The 15,559-nt window shown below is 45.4% G+C and carries 17 protein-coding genes; all 17 read left to right on the top strand.

The window, feature by feature from the left end; translation table 11 throughout:
* Positions 1–5: 5 nt before the first annotated feature.
* The 17 genes from BUB66_RS07545 to rsxE all read left to right on the top strand — a co-directional run bounded on the left by BUB66_RS07545 (position 6) and on the right by rsxE (position 15,553).
* A complete protein-coding gene (locus tag BUB66_RS07545) occupies positions 6–1,307 on the top strand; it encodes a bifunctional folylpolyglutamate synthase/dihydrofolate synthase (protein WP_073257198.1) in 1,302 nt (433 codons plus the stop codon).
* Positions 1,308–1,372: 65 nt separating this feature from the next.
* Entirely contained in the window at positions 1,373–1,627 is a 255-nt protein-coding gene (locus BUB66_RS07540; RefSeq protein ID WP_073257009.1) for a DUF2508 family protein, read from the top strand.
* Between the two features lie 134 nt (positions 1,628–1,761).
* Positions 1,762–2,793 (top strand): FAD:protein FMN transferase, encoded by a 1,032-nt coding sequence (locus BUB66_RS07535; protein WP_073257006.1) that lies wholly within the window; start codon positions 1,762–1,764, stop codon positions 2,791–2,793.
* 104 nt (positions 2,794–2,897) lie between these two features.
* Entirely contained in the window at positions 2,898–3,530 is a 633-nt protein-coding gene (locus BUB66_RS07530; RefSeq protein WP_073257003.1) for a redox-sensing transcriptional repressor Rex, read from the top strand.
* Positions 3,527–4,336, top strand: a complete 810-nt coding sequence (locus tag BUB66_RS07525; RefSeq protein WP_073257000.1) for an ATP-binding protein — start codon at positions 3,527–3,529, stop codon at positions 4,334–4,336. Before BUB66_RS07530 ends, BUB66_RS07525 begins: the two co-directional genes overlap by 4 nt.
* 26 nt (positions 4,337–4,362) lie before the next feature.
* Positions 4,363–5,673 carry a [Fe-Fe] hydrogenase large subunit C-terminal domain-containing protein gene (locus tag BUB66_RS07520; protein WP_073256997.1) on the top strand — a complete coding sequence of 437 codons (1,311 nt, stop codon included), beginning with the start codon at positions 4,363–4,365 and terminating at the stop codon, positions 5,671–5,673.
* 23 nt (positions 5,674–5,696) lie between these two features.
* The gene (locus tag BUB66_RS07515) at positions 5,697–6,047 is read left to right on the top strand and encodes a DRTGG domain-containing protein (protein ID WP_073256994.1); all 351 of its coding nucleotides are present in this window, start codon (positions 5,697–5,699) and stop codon (positions 6,045–6,047) included.
* Positions 6,041–6,796, top strand: a complete 756-nt coding sequence (locus tag BUB66_RS07510; protein ID WP_073256990.1) for a PHP domain-containing protein — start codon at positions 6,041–6,043, stop codon at positions 6,794–6,796. The genes BUB66_RS07515 and BUB66_RS07510 overlap by 7 nt, the downstream gene beginning before the upstream one ends.
* Before the next feature lie 61 nt (positions 6,797–6,857).
* Positions 6,858–7,346, top strand: a complete 489-nt coding sequence (nuoE, locus tag BUB66_RS07505) for an NADH-quinone oxidoreductase subunit NuoE (protein WP_073256987.1) — start codon at positions 6,858–6,860, stop codon at positions 7,344–7,346.
* Positions 7,347–7,351: 5 nt separating this feature from the next.
* The gene (locus tag BUB66_RS07500; RefSeq protein WP_073256984.1) at positions 7,352–7,915 is read left to right on the top strand and encodes an ATP-binding protein; all 564 of its coding nucleotides are present in this window, start codon (positions 7,352–7,354) and stop codon (positions 7,913–7,915) included.
* Complete coding sequence (locus tag BUB66_RS07495) at positions 7,912–8,277, top strand: (2Fe-2S) ferredoxin domain-containing protein (protein ID WP_073257194.1); 366 nt, start codon at positions 7,912–7,914, stop codon at positions 8,275–8,277. The genes BUB66_RS07500 and BUB66_RS07495 overlap by 4 nt, the downstream gene beginning before the upstream one ends.
* Before the next feature lie 30 nt (positions 8,278–8,307).
* The gene (nuoF, locus tag BUB66_RS07490) at positions 8,308–10,101 is read left to right on the top strand and encodes an NADH-quinone oxidoreductase subunit NuoF (RefSeq protein WP_073256981.1); all 1,794 of its coding nucleotides are present in this window, start codon (positions 8,308–8,310) and stop codon (positions 10,099–10,101) included.
* 22 nt (positions 10,102–10,123) lie between these two features.
* Positions 10,124–11,875, top strand: coding sequence for an NADH-dependent [FeFe] hydrogenase, group A6 (locus tag BUB66_RS07485; RefSeq protein ID WP_073256978.1), 1,752 nt, complete (start codon positions 10,124–10,126; stop codon positions 11,873–11,875).
* A 242-nt stretch (positions 11,876–12,117) separates the two neighbouring features.
* Positions 12,118–13,434: an electron transport complex subunit RsxC gene (rsxC, locus tag BUB66_RS07480; protein ID WP_073256975.1), complete on the top strand. Its 1,317-nt coding sequence runs from the start codon at positions 12,118–12,120 to the stop codon at positions 13,432–13,434.
* 51 nt (positions 13,435–13,485) lie between these two features.
* Positions 13,486–14,406 (top strand): RnfABCDGE type electron transport complex subunit D, encoded by a 921-nt coding sequence (locus BUB66_RS07475; protein ID WP_073256972.1) that lies wholly within the window; start codon positions 13,486–13,488, stop codon positions 14,404–14,406.
* Complete coding sequence (locus BUB66_RS07470; protein WP_073256969.1) at positions 14,406–14,948, top strand: RnfABCDGE type electron transport complex subunit G; 543 nt, start codon at positions 14,406–14,408, stop codon at positions 14,946–14,948. The genes BUB66_RS07475 and BUB66_RS07470 overlap by 1 nt, the downstream gene beginning before the upstream one ends.
* The gene (gene rsxE, locus BUB66_RS07465; RefSeq protein ID WP_073256966.1) at positions 14,948–15,553 is read left to right on the top strand and encodes an electron transport complex subunit RsxE; all 606 of its coding nucleotides are present in this window, start codon (positions 14,948–14,950) and stop codon (positions 15,551–15,553) included. The genes BUB66_RS07470 and rsxE overlap by 1 nt, the downstream gene beginning before the upstream one ends.
* The last annotated feature ends 6 nt before the right edge of the window (positions 15,554–15,559 follow it).

The following is a 15,559-nucleotide window of genomic DNA, read 5'->3' as shown; positions in this document are numbered from 1 at the left end:
TCATGCTGAGTTATAAGGAAGCCCTAGAGTATATTCATGGACTTACAAAATTCGGTATAAGGTTAGGATTGGATAGAATAAAAAAATTGCTAGAAATCCTGGGAAATCCCCAGGAAGGAATCAAAATATTACACGTGGCTGGCACCAACGGCAAGGGTTCTACCTGCGCCATGATAGATTCTATTTTGAGGGCTGCAGGTTACCGGGTTGGGCTTTATATTTCGCCCTACCTGGAAGTGTTCAACGAGAGGATAAAGGTTGACGGCCGAAATATCCCCGACGATGACATCGCAAGGCTCACCGAAAAGGTGAAAAACGCGGTCGAAGAGATGGAAAAAAAGGGCTGGAGTGTCCCCACAGAGTTCGAAGTAGTGACGGCTCTCGGTTTTCTTTACTTCAAGGAACAAAAGGTGGATTTCCTGGTGCTGGAAGTGGGGATGGGTGGAAGGTTCGATGCGACCAACGTAATAACTCCTCTTGTAAGTGTCATCACACCCATCAGCTACGACCACCAGCAGTACCTTGGCAGCACGCTGACAGAAATTGCAAGGGAAAAGTGCGGAATAATCAAACCAGGCAGGGCTACGGTAACTGCACCGCAGGATGAGGAAGCCATGAAGGTTATCGAAGAAACGTGCAGTAAGCTGAACTCATCGCTGGTGAAGGTTGAAAAAGAGGCGAGCTACCGCCTAATAAATTGGGGTGTGGAAGGCCAGACTTTTGACCTCAAGACTTCAAAGCACAATTACCAACAACTGAAAATAAGGCTTTTAGGGGACCATCAACTGGACAATGCTGCTACTGCGGTGGTTGCGGTAGAAGCCCTGCAGCGCTATGGAATTGATATACCTTCTGAAGCGGTGAGAAAAGGCCTTGAAAAAGCCCGATGGCCCGGGAGACTAGAGATATTGAAAGAAAATCCTTACGTGTTGATCGACGGTGCTCACAACATTGCAGGGATTCGGGTGCTAAAAGAAGCTTTATTGAAATATTTCCCCGAAAAGAGGATTATACTCGTGATAGGCATTTTAAGTGATAAGGATTACGTTGATATGTTGAGTGAAATAACTCCGATAGCAGATTCGATAATCACCACAAGACCTGATAGCCCAAGGGCGTTGTCGGCAGCAGAGCTTGCAGAATCAATTAGGAAACTTACTTTTGGAAAAACTCCGGAAGTATACGAAAGCGACGATATAGAAAAAGCTGTTAAAGCGGCACTGGATATGGCCTCTTCCGAGGATTTGGTGGTCTTCGCTGGTTCACTTTACCTGATTGGTAAAGTAAGAAGTATTTTGAAGAATTAGTCGAAGTTGGTTGAAGTTTTGCCCCCTTCGGTGAATATATATGGATTATAGAAGGGGGCTATTTTATGGCGAAAAAGTGTAACTGCAATCGTCCTAAAAAGGACAATAAATCCATCCTGAGGGAAATTGAGGAAGCGAAAAATGAACTCCAGATAGCTGAAAAAGCCTTTCAGTGGGCAAAAAATGAGCCGGAAGAAATAGATGCCGCCATTGCACGGCTGGAAGCAGCAATGTTCAGGTATAATGTTCTAATAAAGAAAGCAAAGGAAATGGGGATAAAATTAGATAAAGTTACTATGTACAGTATTTTGTTGAAATAGAGAGAGTAATAGCAAAAAATATTGGTACAAAAAAATATTTGATTGAACATTTGAAGGATATCAATTTATTGATATAATAGTGTATGAAATTGAGAAAAGGGGGTGGATGCGACAAGACTTGTCGCCTTTTGAAGATGAGAAGGAGAATCTTAACTTGCATCATTCTTTCTGCGCTTATATTCATTTTAACCTCCTGTAGCCGTTCTGAGGACAAGCCGGTGGTGAAGACAAATTTTCAGCTCGATACGCTTATCAAAATTTCGGCATACGGCGATGGGGCGTCGGAAGCGATTGACGCTGCTTTTGAGAGGATCGGACAGATAGACAAAAAGATGAACGCGAGGGCGAGCGACAGCGAGGTTACGGCGGTAAATGAAGCGGCGGGTAAGAATCCCGTAAAAGTCAGCTCCGATACCTTTTTCGTGATAAAAAGGGGACTTTACTTTTCGGACCTATCCGGTGGAAAGTTTGATATAACCGTCGGACCTTTGGTGAATCTGTGGGGTATTGGCACCGATAAAGCGCACGTACCCGAGAAAAGCGAAATAATAGAAGCCCTTAAGCTTATAAATTACAGGGATGTTTTGCTCGATGAGAACGAAAAAACTATTATGCTAAAAAAGCCCGGAATGGCTATAGACCTTGGCGGTATTGCGAAAGGTTATGCAGCGGATGAAGTTATAAAGGTATTAAAGGAAAGGGGAATGAAAAGTGCAGTGGCAGACCTCGGTGGAAATGTGTACGTACTCGGAAGAAAGCCGAACGGACAGCTATGGAAAATAGGTATACAGGACCCGTTTAAGCCGAGAGGAGAGATATTTGCCACTATAGAAGCTGAAAATAAGACTTTGGTCACATCAGGAGTGTACGAAAGGTTTTTCGAAGAGGGAGGAAAAAGATATCATCATATACTCGACACTTTGACGGGATATCCAGTCGAAAACGGCTTAGTGAGCGTGACAATAATAGGGAATAGTTCTATAGATGCTGATGCACTTTCTACTGCCGTTTTTTCGCTGGGTTTACAGCGCGGCATGGAACTGGTTGAAAACTTGCCGGATATAGAGGCGATTTTTGTAACGAAAGACAAAGAAGTATACGTCTCATCCGGTGTTAAAGAGCTTAATTTTAAAATAACCGATAACGACTATACTCTCAAAAAATAGTAGTTAAATGCATTGTTAAAAAATTAACAAACTGTGATTTTTTTCTCTTTTAATATTGTAAAAACAAGTATATTATGATAAAATGAATACAAGGAGTGATTTGGTTGTTTAAAAAATTCAAAATACCTGAAGCTACTGTAGGGAGGCTCACTGCCTATTCGCGTTATTTAAAAGAAGCTGACGAAAAGGGAATTTCCACTGTTTCTTCTCAACAGATAGCAAAAGCGACTGGAGTCACTCCTGCTCAGGTTAGGAAAGACCTGGCCTACTTCGGGGAATTCGGAACGAGAGGCGTGGGTTATAATCCTAGGGAGCTCTATAACTACATCATGAAGATTTTAGGGCTCGACAGGCGCTGGCCGGTGATAATAATTGGTGCAGGGCGCTTGGGGGCAGCCCTCGCTATGTATGGTGGATTTGCCGAAAGGGGTTTTGACATAGTAGGCATTTTCGACGTTGACCCTGCGAAGATAGGGAATAAAGTAGGGGAGATAGAAATAAGACCACTTCAAGAGCTGAAGGAAAAAGTTAAAGACCTTTCGATAAAATTAGGAATAGTAGCGGTACCCGCAGCTTCTGCCCAGGAAGTAGTGGATTTCATGGTAGATTGTGGAATTAAAGGGATAATAAATTTTGCGCCGGCAAATATCTCGGTCCCTGAAGGTATTGTGTTAAGGAGGGTAGATTTGGCCTCACAGCTTGAATACCTAACGTTTCATTTGGGTGAATCTCGATGAAACTTAAGAAGATAAAGGAGATTCTCAAGGCCGAGGTTCTAACGGGAGATGATGGTGCGTTAGAATTGGAAATCACGAACGCGTGCGGTGCTGACCTCATCAGCGACATATTAGCTGATACGAAGAGAAACGCAGTTTTGCTGACTGGTTTAACCCATCGACAGATAATACAGACTGCTGGCATGTCAGAATTTGCGGCTATAATTTTCGTTAGGGGGAAGTGCCCGACCGGCGATGTAATAGAGCTGGCAAAGGAGAGGGGTATTCCTCTCCTTTGCACAGATTTTCCGCTTTACGAAAGTTGTGGGCTTCTCTATGAAGCGGGTTTGAAAGGGGACTTTTTAGCAAGGAAAGTTCAAGAAGAACAAAACTCAAGCGAAAATGTACCTGGCACTATGCGCCTGGTATATGAAGTGCACGGAGGAGATTTCGAGAATGCGGGGAGAGCTACGGAACAAGCGAAGAAAGTCTTAAAACAATTGGGCGTCAACCCCTCTGCAATGAGAAGGGCATCAATAGTTGCTTATGAAGCGGAGATGAATATAGTCATCCATGCTTTCAGGGGAAAGTTGATATTTGAAGTAACACCCTACTGCATAGAAATAACGGCAGAAGATGAGGGACCTGGCATAGAGAATATAGAATTGGCCATGCAGGAGGGATATTCGACAGCTCCCGAGCGTATAAGAGAAATGGGATTTGGAGCTGGAATGGGGCTGCCGAATATGAAGAAATTCTCAGACGTTTTTGAAATAACTTCTGTTGTCGCAAAAGGCACAAAAGTGAAAATGAAAATCTATTTATAGCAAGGGCTTAGAAAGCTGGTGGAGCAATGAATTTTTACCATTCGGTTACGCTGGATATAGAAAAATGCAAAGGGTGCACCAACTGCATAAAAGGTTGTCCCACAGAGGCCATTAGAGTGCGAAACGGCAAAGCCTTCATAATGCAAGAAAAGTGCATAGACTGCGGCGAGTGCATTAGGGTTTGTCCAAATCAAGCTAAGTTTGCGGCAACTGACAATATTGACATGTTAAAGGATTACAAATTTACGATAGCTTTGCCGGCACCCAGTTTTTACGCGCAATTTAAGGAAGGCGCCACCAAGGAGGCAATAAATGCCGCTTTAAGGGCTTCTGGCTTTGACGAAGTATATGAGGTTCCTTTGGCTGCAGAAGAAGTTACCGCTGCTATAAGGGAATATATAATGAAAAACAAGGATATAAGGCCCTTTATTTCTTCATCATGTCCGGCAGTTTTGCGCCTGATCAGAGTTCGTTTTCCGGGGCTTATAAGGAACATAGTGCCGGTAAAGGCTCCGGTGGAAATAGCCGCTAAAAGAGCTAAGGAAACTGTAAAAAAACTGTACGGATTGGAGGACCGGGAAATAGGAGCCTTCTTCATAAGTCCATGTCCAGCAAAAGTGACGGCGGTAAAGCAGCCCATCGGCGCTTCTAAGTCTTACGTTGACGGGGTACTTTCAATGAGCAAGGTTTACGCAAAGGTGCTGAAAAACATCGGCAAAGGTACTCACCATTCTATTTTTGGAACTTCCGGCAGCATGGGGGTTGGATGGGGACGGGCGGGAGGAGAAAACGAGGCATTGGATTTTGGCAACCGCCTGGCTGTCGATGGTATACACGATTGCATTGAAGTTTTAGAAGAAGTGGAATTGGGGAGGCTCGCCGATATAGATTATCTGGAACTGCAGGCATGCAGCGGCGGATGCGTGGGAGGGGTGCTTACACCCGAAAACAGGTTTATCGCCGGTGTGAGATTGAAAAAGATGGCAGAAAAGTTGGCAAGTAAAACAGGGATAGATGAAGCGGCAGTAATAGAGGACTTTAAAAAAGGTTACCACTTTTTCGAAGAAGAGATAAAACCCGTTCCTGCGATGAAGCTGGACGAAGATATGGCCAAGGCCATTAAAAAGATGGAACTTTTGGAAAGGATCTTGAAGGAATTGCCCGGCCTTGATTGCGGAAGCTGTGGTTCGCCTAACTGCAGGGCGCTGGCGGAAGATATAGTGCAGGGTAGAGCAAATGAGACCGACTGCGTTTTTAAACTAAGGGAAAAGGTGAGGCAGCTTGTTGAAGAAGTAATGGAATTATCACAGAAATTGCCCCCTACGATGGAAGGTTAAGATAAGAAAAGAGGTGAAGAATTATGACTTTAGAGGAGCTAGGGGCAAGGTTCTCGCTGAATCTTGTGACGAAGGGAACGAATTTGGAAAGAAAAGTAACTGGTGCATACGCTTCCGACCTTCTCAGTTGGGTGATGGGGCACGCTGCTGAAAATCAAATTTGGATTACAGTGCAGAGCCATCCAAACATAGTGGCTGTGGCGGCGCTACTTGGCCTTGCGGGGATAATTGTGGCAGAAGGCGTTGAAGTTGAGGAAAATACGGTCAAAAAAGCTGAGGAAGAAAATATACCGATATTTTCAACTAAAATGTCAATTTTCGAAATATGTGGAATACTGTATAATGTATTGTCAAAGGACAGGGAAAAATGCTAAGGGAATTTCCTGCAGATCTCCACGTGCACACATGCCTTTCTCCGTGTGCAGAAGACGAGATGGTTCCCCCGAATATTTTAAATATGGCAAAGCTTATGGGGATTAAGATTTTAGGAATAGCCGACCATAATTCAGCAAAAAACTTATCTGCTGTAATGGAGGCATCCTGTGATTTTGATGGACTGATACTCCCGGGGATTGAAGTTCAGACCAGAGAAGAAGTTCACGTGCTTTGCTATTTTGAGAACCTAGAATTGGCAATGGAATTTGAGGATTTCATTTACCAACACCTTCCTCCTCGGAAAAACGACCCTAAAAGGCTGGGACGCCAGTACGTGGTGGATAAAATGGGCAATGTGATTGGTGAAGAAGATAGGTTGCTCATAGCATCTGTAGGCCTTTCGATAGATAATGTGTCAGAAAAAGTAGTGGAATTAGGGGGGATAGTGATACCTGCACATGCGGAGAGGATGAGTTTTGGCATAATAGGGCAGTTGGGTTTCATACCGGAGGACATGAAGATAGATGCTGTAGAATTTTCTAAAAATATATCGGTTGATGAAGCTAGAAATAAATTTCCGGATATTTTTACAAGGTATAGCGTAGTATTTTCTTCCGATGCCCACTGCCTTAAAGATATGGTATTTAGAAAGACTTACTTTCTCTTAGAAGAACCGACCTTTGATGAGTTAGGAAAAGCATTCAAAGGCCGGAGTGGAAGGAGGGTTATCCTTAAAGATCAATTTTAGTTGTGATTTATTGTGAAAGTATAAACAATAACATTAATCTAAAGCGGGAGGGTTGATGGCCATGGAACTTGCGGCCAAAAAAGATGCGGAGTTGGCAGAAAAACTCAGGGAAGTTGAAAAGATGCTGGAAAAATACAAAGGCCAAAGGGGGGCACTACTGCAGGCTCTACAGGAAGCTCAAAAAATAGTTGGTTATCTCCCAATAGAAGTGCAAAAGCTTGTAGCAGAAGCGTTAAATGTGACGCTCAGCGAAGTTTACAGCACTACTACATTTTATTCATTTTTCAACTTAAAACCCCGAGGGAAGTACCAGATAAGAACCTGCCTGGGCACTGCATGTTATGTAAAAGGAGCGGACAAAGTTTTGGCAAGGATCGAGCAAGAACTGGGCATAAGAGTAGGAGATACCACCGATGACTTAAAATTTTCATTGGATGCTTGCAGGTGCGTGGGTGCATGCGGACTTGCACCGGTAGTAATAATAAACGACGATGTTTACGGCAGGATGACGCCGGACAAAGTGCCAGAAATTCTGAAAAACTACGAGTGAGCAAGATGAAAGAATTGTCCTTGCACGTCCTTGACATCGTTGAAAACTCCCTGCGGGCTGGGGCCACGGATGTAAATATAAAAATAGTGGAGGATTCTAAGAAGGATGTTTTGTCGATTGAAATAAAAGACAATGGCAGGGGAATGGACGAAGAAACGGTAAAAAAAGCAATCGACCCATTCTTTACAACGAAAACTGAAAGGAAGGTGGGACTTGGTCTTCCGCTATTGGCCCAAGCTTCAAGAGCAACAGGAGGAGACCTTGCCATAGAATCAATTCCCAATGTGGGTACAACAGTAAGAGTATGGTTTCAAAAAAGCCACATTGACCTACAGCCGCTGGGTGATATGGCTAGGACGATATCTGCATTAGTGGCACTTCACCCAGAAGTGGATTTTCATTACACACATGTAAGGGATGGTAGAATCTTTTGCTTCAGCACAAAAGAGCTGAAAGAGAAGCTTCAAGAAGTGCCGATAAATAATCCTTTAGTGATTGACTGGATTTTAAGATTTCTAAGGGAAAATTTGGACAAATTGGATGGGGGTGCTGAAAGATGGGAGTCATAAAGTCTATAGAAGAACTTGAAAAAATAAGGGATCAGGCGAGAGAGCTTATAAATCTCAGAAAGGACAACGAAAATAAAACGCGGGTAGTTGTAGGGATGGGTACCTGTGGTATATCTGCTGGGGCAAGAGAAGTCCTTATGGCGATACTGGACGAAATAAAAAAGAGAAATCTAACCGATGTCGTTGTCACGGAAACCGGATGTATTGGCATGTGCAGGTTTGAACCTTTGGTGGATGTAATAAAGCCCGACCAGCCTAAAGTGACTTACGTCAACGTAAATCCTGAAAAGGCAAGGCAAATAGTGGCAAGGCATGTGGTCAATAACCAGGTCATCGACGAATGGGTAATTCCCAATATATAAAAAATATTTTTACGCTCGGAGGGGATTAAAATGGAGTTTTACAGGGCGCATGTACTCGTCTGCAGGGGGACCGGATGTACGGCCTCCGGAAGCGAGCCCGTTATGGAAGCCTTTGAAAAGGAGATAGAAAAAAGGGGTCTTTCAAAAGAGGTAAAGGTGCTATTGACAGGCTGCCTTGGCCTTTGTGAGCTGGGGCCGAACATCATAATTTATCCTGAAGGGACTTACTATTGCAAGGTTAAGGCAGAGGATGTGCCTGAAATAGTAGAAGAACATCTGGTAAAGGGCAGGATAGTGGAAAGGCTCCTTTATAAAGAGCATGCCGCAGAAGAGAGGATGAGGGCCCTAACCGACATAAACTTTTATAAAAGGCAAAAGAGAATCGCACTTAGGAACTGCGGCCTTATAAACCCCGAAGTCATAGAAGAATATATAGCAAACGACGGGTACAGAGCACTTGCCAAGGTTTTAACAGAAATGACGCCCCAGCAGGTTATCGACGAGGTTACAAAATCGGGTCTCAGGGGCAGAGGAGGCGGAGGCTTCCCGACAGGAAGAAAATGGCAGTTTGCGAAGGATGCGCCGGGAGACGTGAAGTACGTGGTATGCAACGGAGACGAAGGTGACCCTGGTGCTTTCATGGACAGGAGCATTCTCGAAGGAGACCCGCATACTGTGCTGGAAGCCATGGCTATTGCTGGGTACGCCATAGGGGCAAAGGAAGGTTATATATATGTCCGTGCCGAATACCCCTTGGCAGTAAAGAGGCTTGAAATAGCCATTGAACAGGCGAGAGAGAGGGGACTTTTGGGCAAAAATATCCTCGGAACTGGATTCGAGTTTGATATTTTCTTACGCCTCGGTTCCGGAGCTTTCGTATGCGGAGAAGAGACGGCGCTACTGGCATCGATTGAAGGAAGGAGGGGCGAGCCAAGGCCCAGGCCACCGTTCCCGGCGATTGAAGGGCTGTGGGGTAAGCCAACGTTGATAAACAACGTAGAAACTTTCGCCAACATCCCGCCGATAATATTGAACGGCGCCGAATGGTTTGCAAGCATTGGAACCGAAAGAAGCAAGGGCACGAAGGTGTTTGCAATAGGCGGAAAGATAAACAATACGGGGCTTGTGGAAATCCCGATGGGGATGACTCTTAGGGAAGTTATATACGATATCGGCGGTGGTATTCCGAACGGGAAGAAATTCAAAGCGGTTCAGACCGGCGGACCTTCGGGTGGATGTATACCGGCCGAACTTCTTGATATGCCGATAGAATACGATACTTTGACGCAGGCCGGCTCGATGATGGGTTCAGGCGGTATGATAGTGATGGACGAAGATACCTGCATGGTAGATATAGCCAAGTTCTTCCTCACGTTCACCCAGGACGAGTCCTGCGGAAAGTGCCCGCCCTGCAGGATCGGCACAAAGAGGATGCTTGAAATTCTGGAGAGGATAACCAATGGCGAAGGTCGAGAAGGAGATATCGAGCTTTTGGAGACATTGGCCAAGAATATAAAGGCTTCGGCCTTATGTGGTTTGGGCCAGACAGCGCCGAACCCGGTGCTTTCTACATTGAGATACTTCAGGCACGAGTACGAAGCCCACATTAAGGAAAAGAAATGTCCTGCGGGAGCCTGCCGAGCGCTCATAAGCTATGAAATAATAGCGGAAAAATGTAAAGGATGCGGCCTTTGCGCCAAGGTATGCCCGGTTGGGGCCATTTCCGGCGAGCGCAGGCAGCCGCACGTGATAGATAAAGAAAAATGTATAAAGTGCAACAGTTGTATCGAAAGATGCCCGTTCGGAGCTATTGTGAAAAAATAATGGGCAAAGGGGAGGATTTACAATGGAAATGGTCAATTTAACGATAGACGGCGAAAAGGTTCAGGTTCCGAAAGGCACCACCGTCCTTGAGGCCGCCCGAAAAATAGGCAAAAAAATTCCCACGCTTTGCTTTCTCAAAGGTGTAAACGAAATAGGCGCATGCCGTATGTGCGTGGTGGAAGTCAAAGGCGCGAGAGCCCTTCAGGCAGCCTGTGTCTACCCTGTGTCGGAAGGCATGGAGGTATATACCAACACACCGGCGGTAAGGGAAGCAAGGAAGGTTACGCTGGAACTGCTTTTGTCCGACCACAATCTCGAATGCCCAACCTGCGTGCGCAACCTTAACTGCGAGCTCCAAAAGCTTGCGGAAGAACTGGGAATAAAGTCGATAAGGTTTACCGGCGAAAAACACAAAGCGAAATACGATGATTTCTCGCCATCGATAGTAAGGGATACTTCGAAATGCATACTGTGCCGCCGCTGTGTGAGCGCCTGCCACAACGTACAAGGCGTGGGAGTAATCTCACCGAACCACCGTGGATTTGAGACTATGGTAGCTCCTGTTTACGACCTGAGCCTTGCCGAAGTGGCTTGCGTCAACTGCGGGCAATGCATTATAGCTTGCCCAGTTGGAGCATTAAAGGAAAAAGACGATACCGACAAAGTCTGGCAGGCCTTGCAGGACCCCGAAAAGCATGTCATAGTGCAGATAGCACCGGCAGTAAGAGTATCCTTGGGCGAGGAATTCGGGTTAGGAAGGGGTGCCATAGTTACCAAAAAAATTCCGGCAGCACTGAGGAGACTCGGTTTTGACAGAGTTTTCGATACCGATTTTGCTGCTGACCTTACCATAATGGAAGAAGGCCACGAGTTTTTGGAAAGACTGGAACATGGAGGAAAGCTCCCGCTCATTACCTCGTGCAGCCCGGGGTGGATAAAGTTCTGCGAGCATTACTATCCTGAGTTTTTGGAGAACCTGTCCACATGTAAGTCGCCGCAGCAGATGTTCGGGGCAGTTGCAAAAACCTACTATGCTCAGAAGATGGGAATAGATCCGTCAAAGATTTTCGTGGTATCCATCATGCCATGCACAGCCAAAAAATACGAGTGCCAGCGGCCCGAGATGAGGTCCAGCGGATACCAGGATGTGGATGCGGTGCTCACCACCCGCGAAATATCAAGGATGCTCAGAGAGGCAGGCATAAATCTGGCAGCGATGCCCGATGAGGAATTCGATGAGCCCCTCGGCATATCTACCGGTGCAGGAGCAATATTCGGCGCCACCGGCGGTGTGATGGAAGCGGCCCTGAGAACTGTTTACGAAGTTGTGACAGGAAATGAGCTCGAAAATATAGAATTTACCAGCGTCCGCGGTGTGGAGGGGATTAAAGAGGCAACGGTCGAAATAAACGGCATGAAAATAAACGTAGCGGTTGCTCACGGCCTCGCAAATGCGCGAAAACTATTGGACAGGGTAAAAAATAAAGAAGCTGAATACCACTTTATCGAAATTATGGCCTGTCCAGGAGGTTGCGTGGGTGGAGGTGGCCAGCCGATATTGAGCGCCGACGAGCGATTTGATGTGGACTACCGCGCTGTTCGCGGCAACGCCATCTACGAAGTAGACAGAGAGATGCCGCTCAGAAAGTCCCATGAAAACCCGGCAGTTCAGCAGCTTTACAAGGAATTTTTAGGTAAGCCGCTGAGCGAAAAATCCCACGAACTCTTGCACACCCATTATACGTCAAGACCGAGATACCCGGAAGCGGAGTAAAAAAAGCCCGGTGACATTCACCGGGCTTTTTTTACCAAAATTATCAGTATAAACTTAACAGGCGATTATTGTATAATTATATAGAAAAAGGCGCAAATTTGTTGTATAATTGTGATGAGCGGATAGCCTATTTTGTATACTTTGTACAGATTGTGAAAAATTTATTTTTTTGTTTTAAAAGGGATTAGGGAAAATTTGTAGAATTACTATTAGGTTTTTCATACCGGAAGGAGAGGTGAAGCATGCTAAAAACTTTTAGAGGAGGCATTCATCCTCCCTACAACAAAGAATTGACAAAGCACAAGCCTGTGGAAAAGGCAAAGTTGCCGCAGAAAGTTGTCATTCCCATGAGTCAGCACGTAGGAGCTCCCTGCGAACCCGTAGTTAAAGTTGGGGACCAGGTTAAAGTGGGCCAGAAAATAGGTGAGGCTAAAGCTTTTGTATCGGCTCCAATACATTCGAGCGTCTCCGGCAAGGTGGTGGCGGTGGAACCGAGGCCTCATGCCAGCGGGGCGCAGGTGATGTCCGTAGTAATAGAGTCCGATGGCACTGATGAAGTGTATGAAGGCATAAGGCCGCCGAAACCTTTAGAAGAATTGACCCCCGATGAGATAAAAAATCTGATCAGGGAAGCGGGAATTGTCGGAATGGGCGGAGCGGGTTTCCCGACCCAGGTTAAACTCTCGCCGCCTGCGGATAAGAAAATTGATACCGTAATCGTAAACGGCGCCGAGTGTGAGCCTTATCTTACAGCAGACCACCGGCTTATGGTGGAAAGGTCTGAAGATGTGGTGCTGGGACTTAGAGCTATAATGAAGGCGACCGGGGTAAGCACAGCTTACATCGGAATAGAGGACAACAAACCCGATGCCATTGAAGCCATGAAAGAAGCTATAAAAAACTATAGCGGTATAGAGGTAGTTCCGCTTGCTACTAAGTATCCTCAAGGAGGAGAAAAACAACTGATTAATGCCATAACTGGGAGAGAAGTTCCATCCGGGGGACTTCCCATGGATGTCGGCGTAATAGTGGATAATGCAGGTACCTGTGCCGCAATAGCCAATGTATTAAAGACTGGCATGCCGCTTATCGAGAGAATAACGACGGTAACCGGTGCAGGGGTAAAAGAACCAAAGAATATACTTGTAAGGATAGGAACTCCTGTATGGGAATTAATTGAACAATGTGGTGGATTTGCAGGAGAACCGGGGAAGGTCATTATGGGAGGCCCGATGATGGGGATTTCCCAATCTTTGCTGGAAGTTCCTGTAATGAAGGGAACGTCGGGGGTTTTGGTGCTTCAAAAATCCGAGGTGAAGGCAATAGAGCCGATGCCTTGCATAAAATGCGCAAGATGTGTTGACGCGTGTCCTATACATCTTCTTCCCACTTACCTCGGCAAATTTGCAGAAAGAGGCTTATGGGACGAAGCCGAAAGGTACCATGCGTTAGACTGTATAGAATGCGGATGTTGCGCTTATGTTTGCCCGGCAAACATCCCGCTTACCCAGCTCATCAGGCTTGCCAAGAACCGCATATTGGCTTCTAAAAAGAAGTAATAGATAATATAGTTTTATTGCGAAAAAAGCTTAAGTCAGGAGGTCTTTCCGATGAGTCAATATAAATTCCTAATAACCTCTTCTCCGCACATCCACTCGGGAGAAAGCGTGCAGAAGATTATGTTCACCGTTGCAGGAGCTTTACTCCTGCCAACTTTAGCAGGAATTTACTTTTTCGGGACAAGGGCGCTGATTCTAGTGATAACTGCAACCATAGCGGCGGTGGTGACCGAGGCTATTTTCCAAAAGCTTCGCGGAAAGCCCATCACGATTTGGGACGGCAGCGCTATAGTGACGGGAATGCTTTTAGCTCTCAACGTAACGCCAGCATTGCCGGTTTGGATGGTTGTCGTGGGTTCGACCGTAGCAATTGGACTTGGTAAGATGATATACGGCGGCCTAGGTATGAATCCTTTTAATCCAGCACTTATAGGTAGGGTATTTTTGACCGTAACGTTTCCAGTGCAGATGACCACGTGGATAAATCCGGTGGACGGTACAACCGGTGCGACACCTCTTGCTCTAATGAAAATGCAAGGGGTTACGACCGATTACGCAAGGCTGTTTTTTGGAAGTGTGGGAGGTTGCATTGGGGAAACTTCTGCGCTAGCGATCTTAATAGGAGGCCTATATTTGATATATAAAGAATATGTAGACTGGAGGATACCAGTAAGTTACCTGGGCACTGTGGCAATTTTGACTGCTGTGCTCGGAAGAGATCCGATTTTTCACATTCTTTCCGGTGGTTTGATGTTGGGTGCGTTTTTCATGGCTACTGACATGGTAACTACGCCGGTGACGAGATTGGGAAGGATAATATTCGGAATAGGTGCAGGGGTCATAGTTGTTCTCATCAGGCTTTACGGTGGGTATCCGGAAGGAGTTTCGTTTTCAATATTGCTGATGAATGCATTTACCCCGATAATTAACAGGCTCACGATTCCCAGGATTTACGGGGAGGTGAAGCGGTAATGAACCAGTATTTGAGAATGATAGTTGTCCTTCTTATATTTTCGATATTGTCGGGAGCAGTGCTCGCCTTTTCATACGAGATAGCAAATCCTAAAATTCAGGAACAGGCAAGGAAAGATCTAGAAGAATCGATAAAAAATGTTCTTCCTGGAACGACGAAATACGAGCCGGTGGAAAAAGAGGGTATGACCTTTTATATAGGATTGGATGAAAAAGGAAACAAAGTAGGAATAGCTTTCAAAGCTACGGGTCAGGGATTTGGCGGTCCCATCGAAATGATGGTAGGATATAATCCTAAAGAAGGAAGACTTACTGGACTTCAAATCCTTTCGATGGCAGAGACCCCTGGCCTTGGTGCAAGAATTAAAGAACCAGCATTTACGGAGCAGTTCAAAGGAAAGTCGGTAAACGACCCCTTTGAGCCAAAAAAGGACGTAAAAGTAATAACGGGAGCCACCATATCTCCGGCTGGTGTAGCCAATGGAATAAAATCCGCCCTTGAGAAAGTAACGAAAATATATCCGGTGGGAGGCGACTTCTGATGTACCAGCTCATTAAAGACTTCCTGAACGGTCTGTGGAACGAGAATCCCACTTTCAGGATGATTATAGGAATGTGTCCTACACTTGCAGTGACGACGGCTGCAATGAACGGGATAGCAATGGGGCTTGCTGCTACATTTGTTCTTGTATTTTCTAGTTTATTGATTTCGCTGCTTAGGAATTTCATTCCTGCAAAAGTTAGAATTCCTTGCTTTATAATTGTTATTGCTACCTTTGTTACGGTTGTGGACCTTTTCATGGCAGCATATTTCCCCGCTATGTATAAAATATTAGGCCTTTTTATTCCGCTTATCGTCGTAAACTGCATTATAATGGCAAGGGCTGAGGCTTTTGCGTCAAAAGTGAATCCACCAAGGGCAATAGCAGATGCCTTAGGAATGGGACTTGGGTTTACATGGGCAATTACTCTGATAGGAGCTGTAAGGGAACTTATGGGTTCTGGAACAATATTCGGATATCATGTATTAGGAGAAAATGTCACCCGCTGGGTTATAATGCTTTTACCACCCGGAGCATTTATTACGATGGGCATTCTTCTTGGCTTGATGAACGTAATTGTCCGAGGCGCAAAAGGCAGCCATTGACAGGGG

The sequence above is a fragment of the Caldanaerovirga acetigignens genome, assembly GCF_900142995.1.
Classification (GTDB): Bacteria; Bacillota; Thermosediminibacteria; order Thermosediminibacterales; family Thermosediminibacteraceae; genus Fervidicola; species Fervidicola acetigignens.
The sequence above is the reverse complement of the archived record's forward strand: the minus strand, read 5'-3'. Positions and strand labels throughout refer to the sequence as shown.

Bases quoted from the DNA above. Each gene is read 5' to 3' on its own strand.
- BUB66_RS07540 (WP_073257009.1), top strand. From the start codon at position 1,373: ATGGCGAAAAAGTGTAACTGCAATCGTCCTAAAAAGGACAATAAATCC.
- BUB66_RS07535 (WP_073257006.1), top strand. From the start codon at position 1,762: ATGAGAAGGAGAATCTTAACTTGCATCATTCTTTCTGCGCTTATATTC.
- BUB66_RS07525 (WP_073257000.1), top strand. From the start codon at position 3,527: ATGAAACTTAAGAAGATAAAGGAGATTCTCAAGGCCGAGGTTCTAACG.
- BUB66_RS07520 (WP_073256997.1), top strand. From the start codon at position 4,363: ATGAATTTTTACCATTCGGTTACGCTGGATATAGAAAAATGCAAAGGG.
- BUB66_RS07515 (WP_073256994.1), top strand. From the start codon at position 5,697: ATGACTTTAGAGGAGCTAGGGGCAAGGTTCTCGCTGAATCTTGTGACG.
- BUB66_RS07510 (WP_073256990.1), top strand. From the start codon at position 6,041: ATGCTAAGGGAATTTCCTGCAGATCTCCACGTGCACACATGCCTTTCT.
- nuoE (WP_073256987.1), top strand. From the start codon at position 6,858: ATGGAACTTGCGGCCAAAAAAGATGCGGAGTTGGCAGAAAAACTCAGG.
- BUB66_RS07500 (WP_073256984.1), top strand. From the start codon at position 7,352: ATGAAAGAATTGTCCTTGCACGTCCTTGACATCGTTGAAAACTCCCTG.
- nuoF (WP_073256981.1), top strand. From the start codon at position 8,308: ATGGAGTTTTACAGGGCGCATGTACTCGTCTGCAGGGGGACCGGATGT.
- BUB66_RS07485 (WP_073256978.1), top strand. From the start codon at position 10,124: ATGGAAATGGTCAATTTAACGATAGACGGCGAAAAGGTTCAGGTTCCG.
- rsxC (WP_073256975.1), top strand. From the start codon at position 12,118: ATGCTAAAAACTTTTAGAGGAGGCATTCATCCTCCCTACAACAAAGAA.
- BUB66_RS07475 (WP_073256972.1), top strand. From the start codon at position 13,486: ATGAGTCAATATAAATTCCTAATAACCTCTTCTCCGCACATCCACTCG.
- BUB66_RS07470 (WP_073256969.1), top strand. From the start codon at position 14,406: ATGAACCAGTATTTGAGAATGATAGTTGTCCTTCTTATATTTTCGATA.
- rsxE (WP_073256966.1), top strand. From the start codon at position 14,948: ATGTACCAGCTCATTAAAGACTTCCTGAACGGTCTGTGGAACGAGAAT.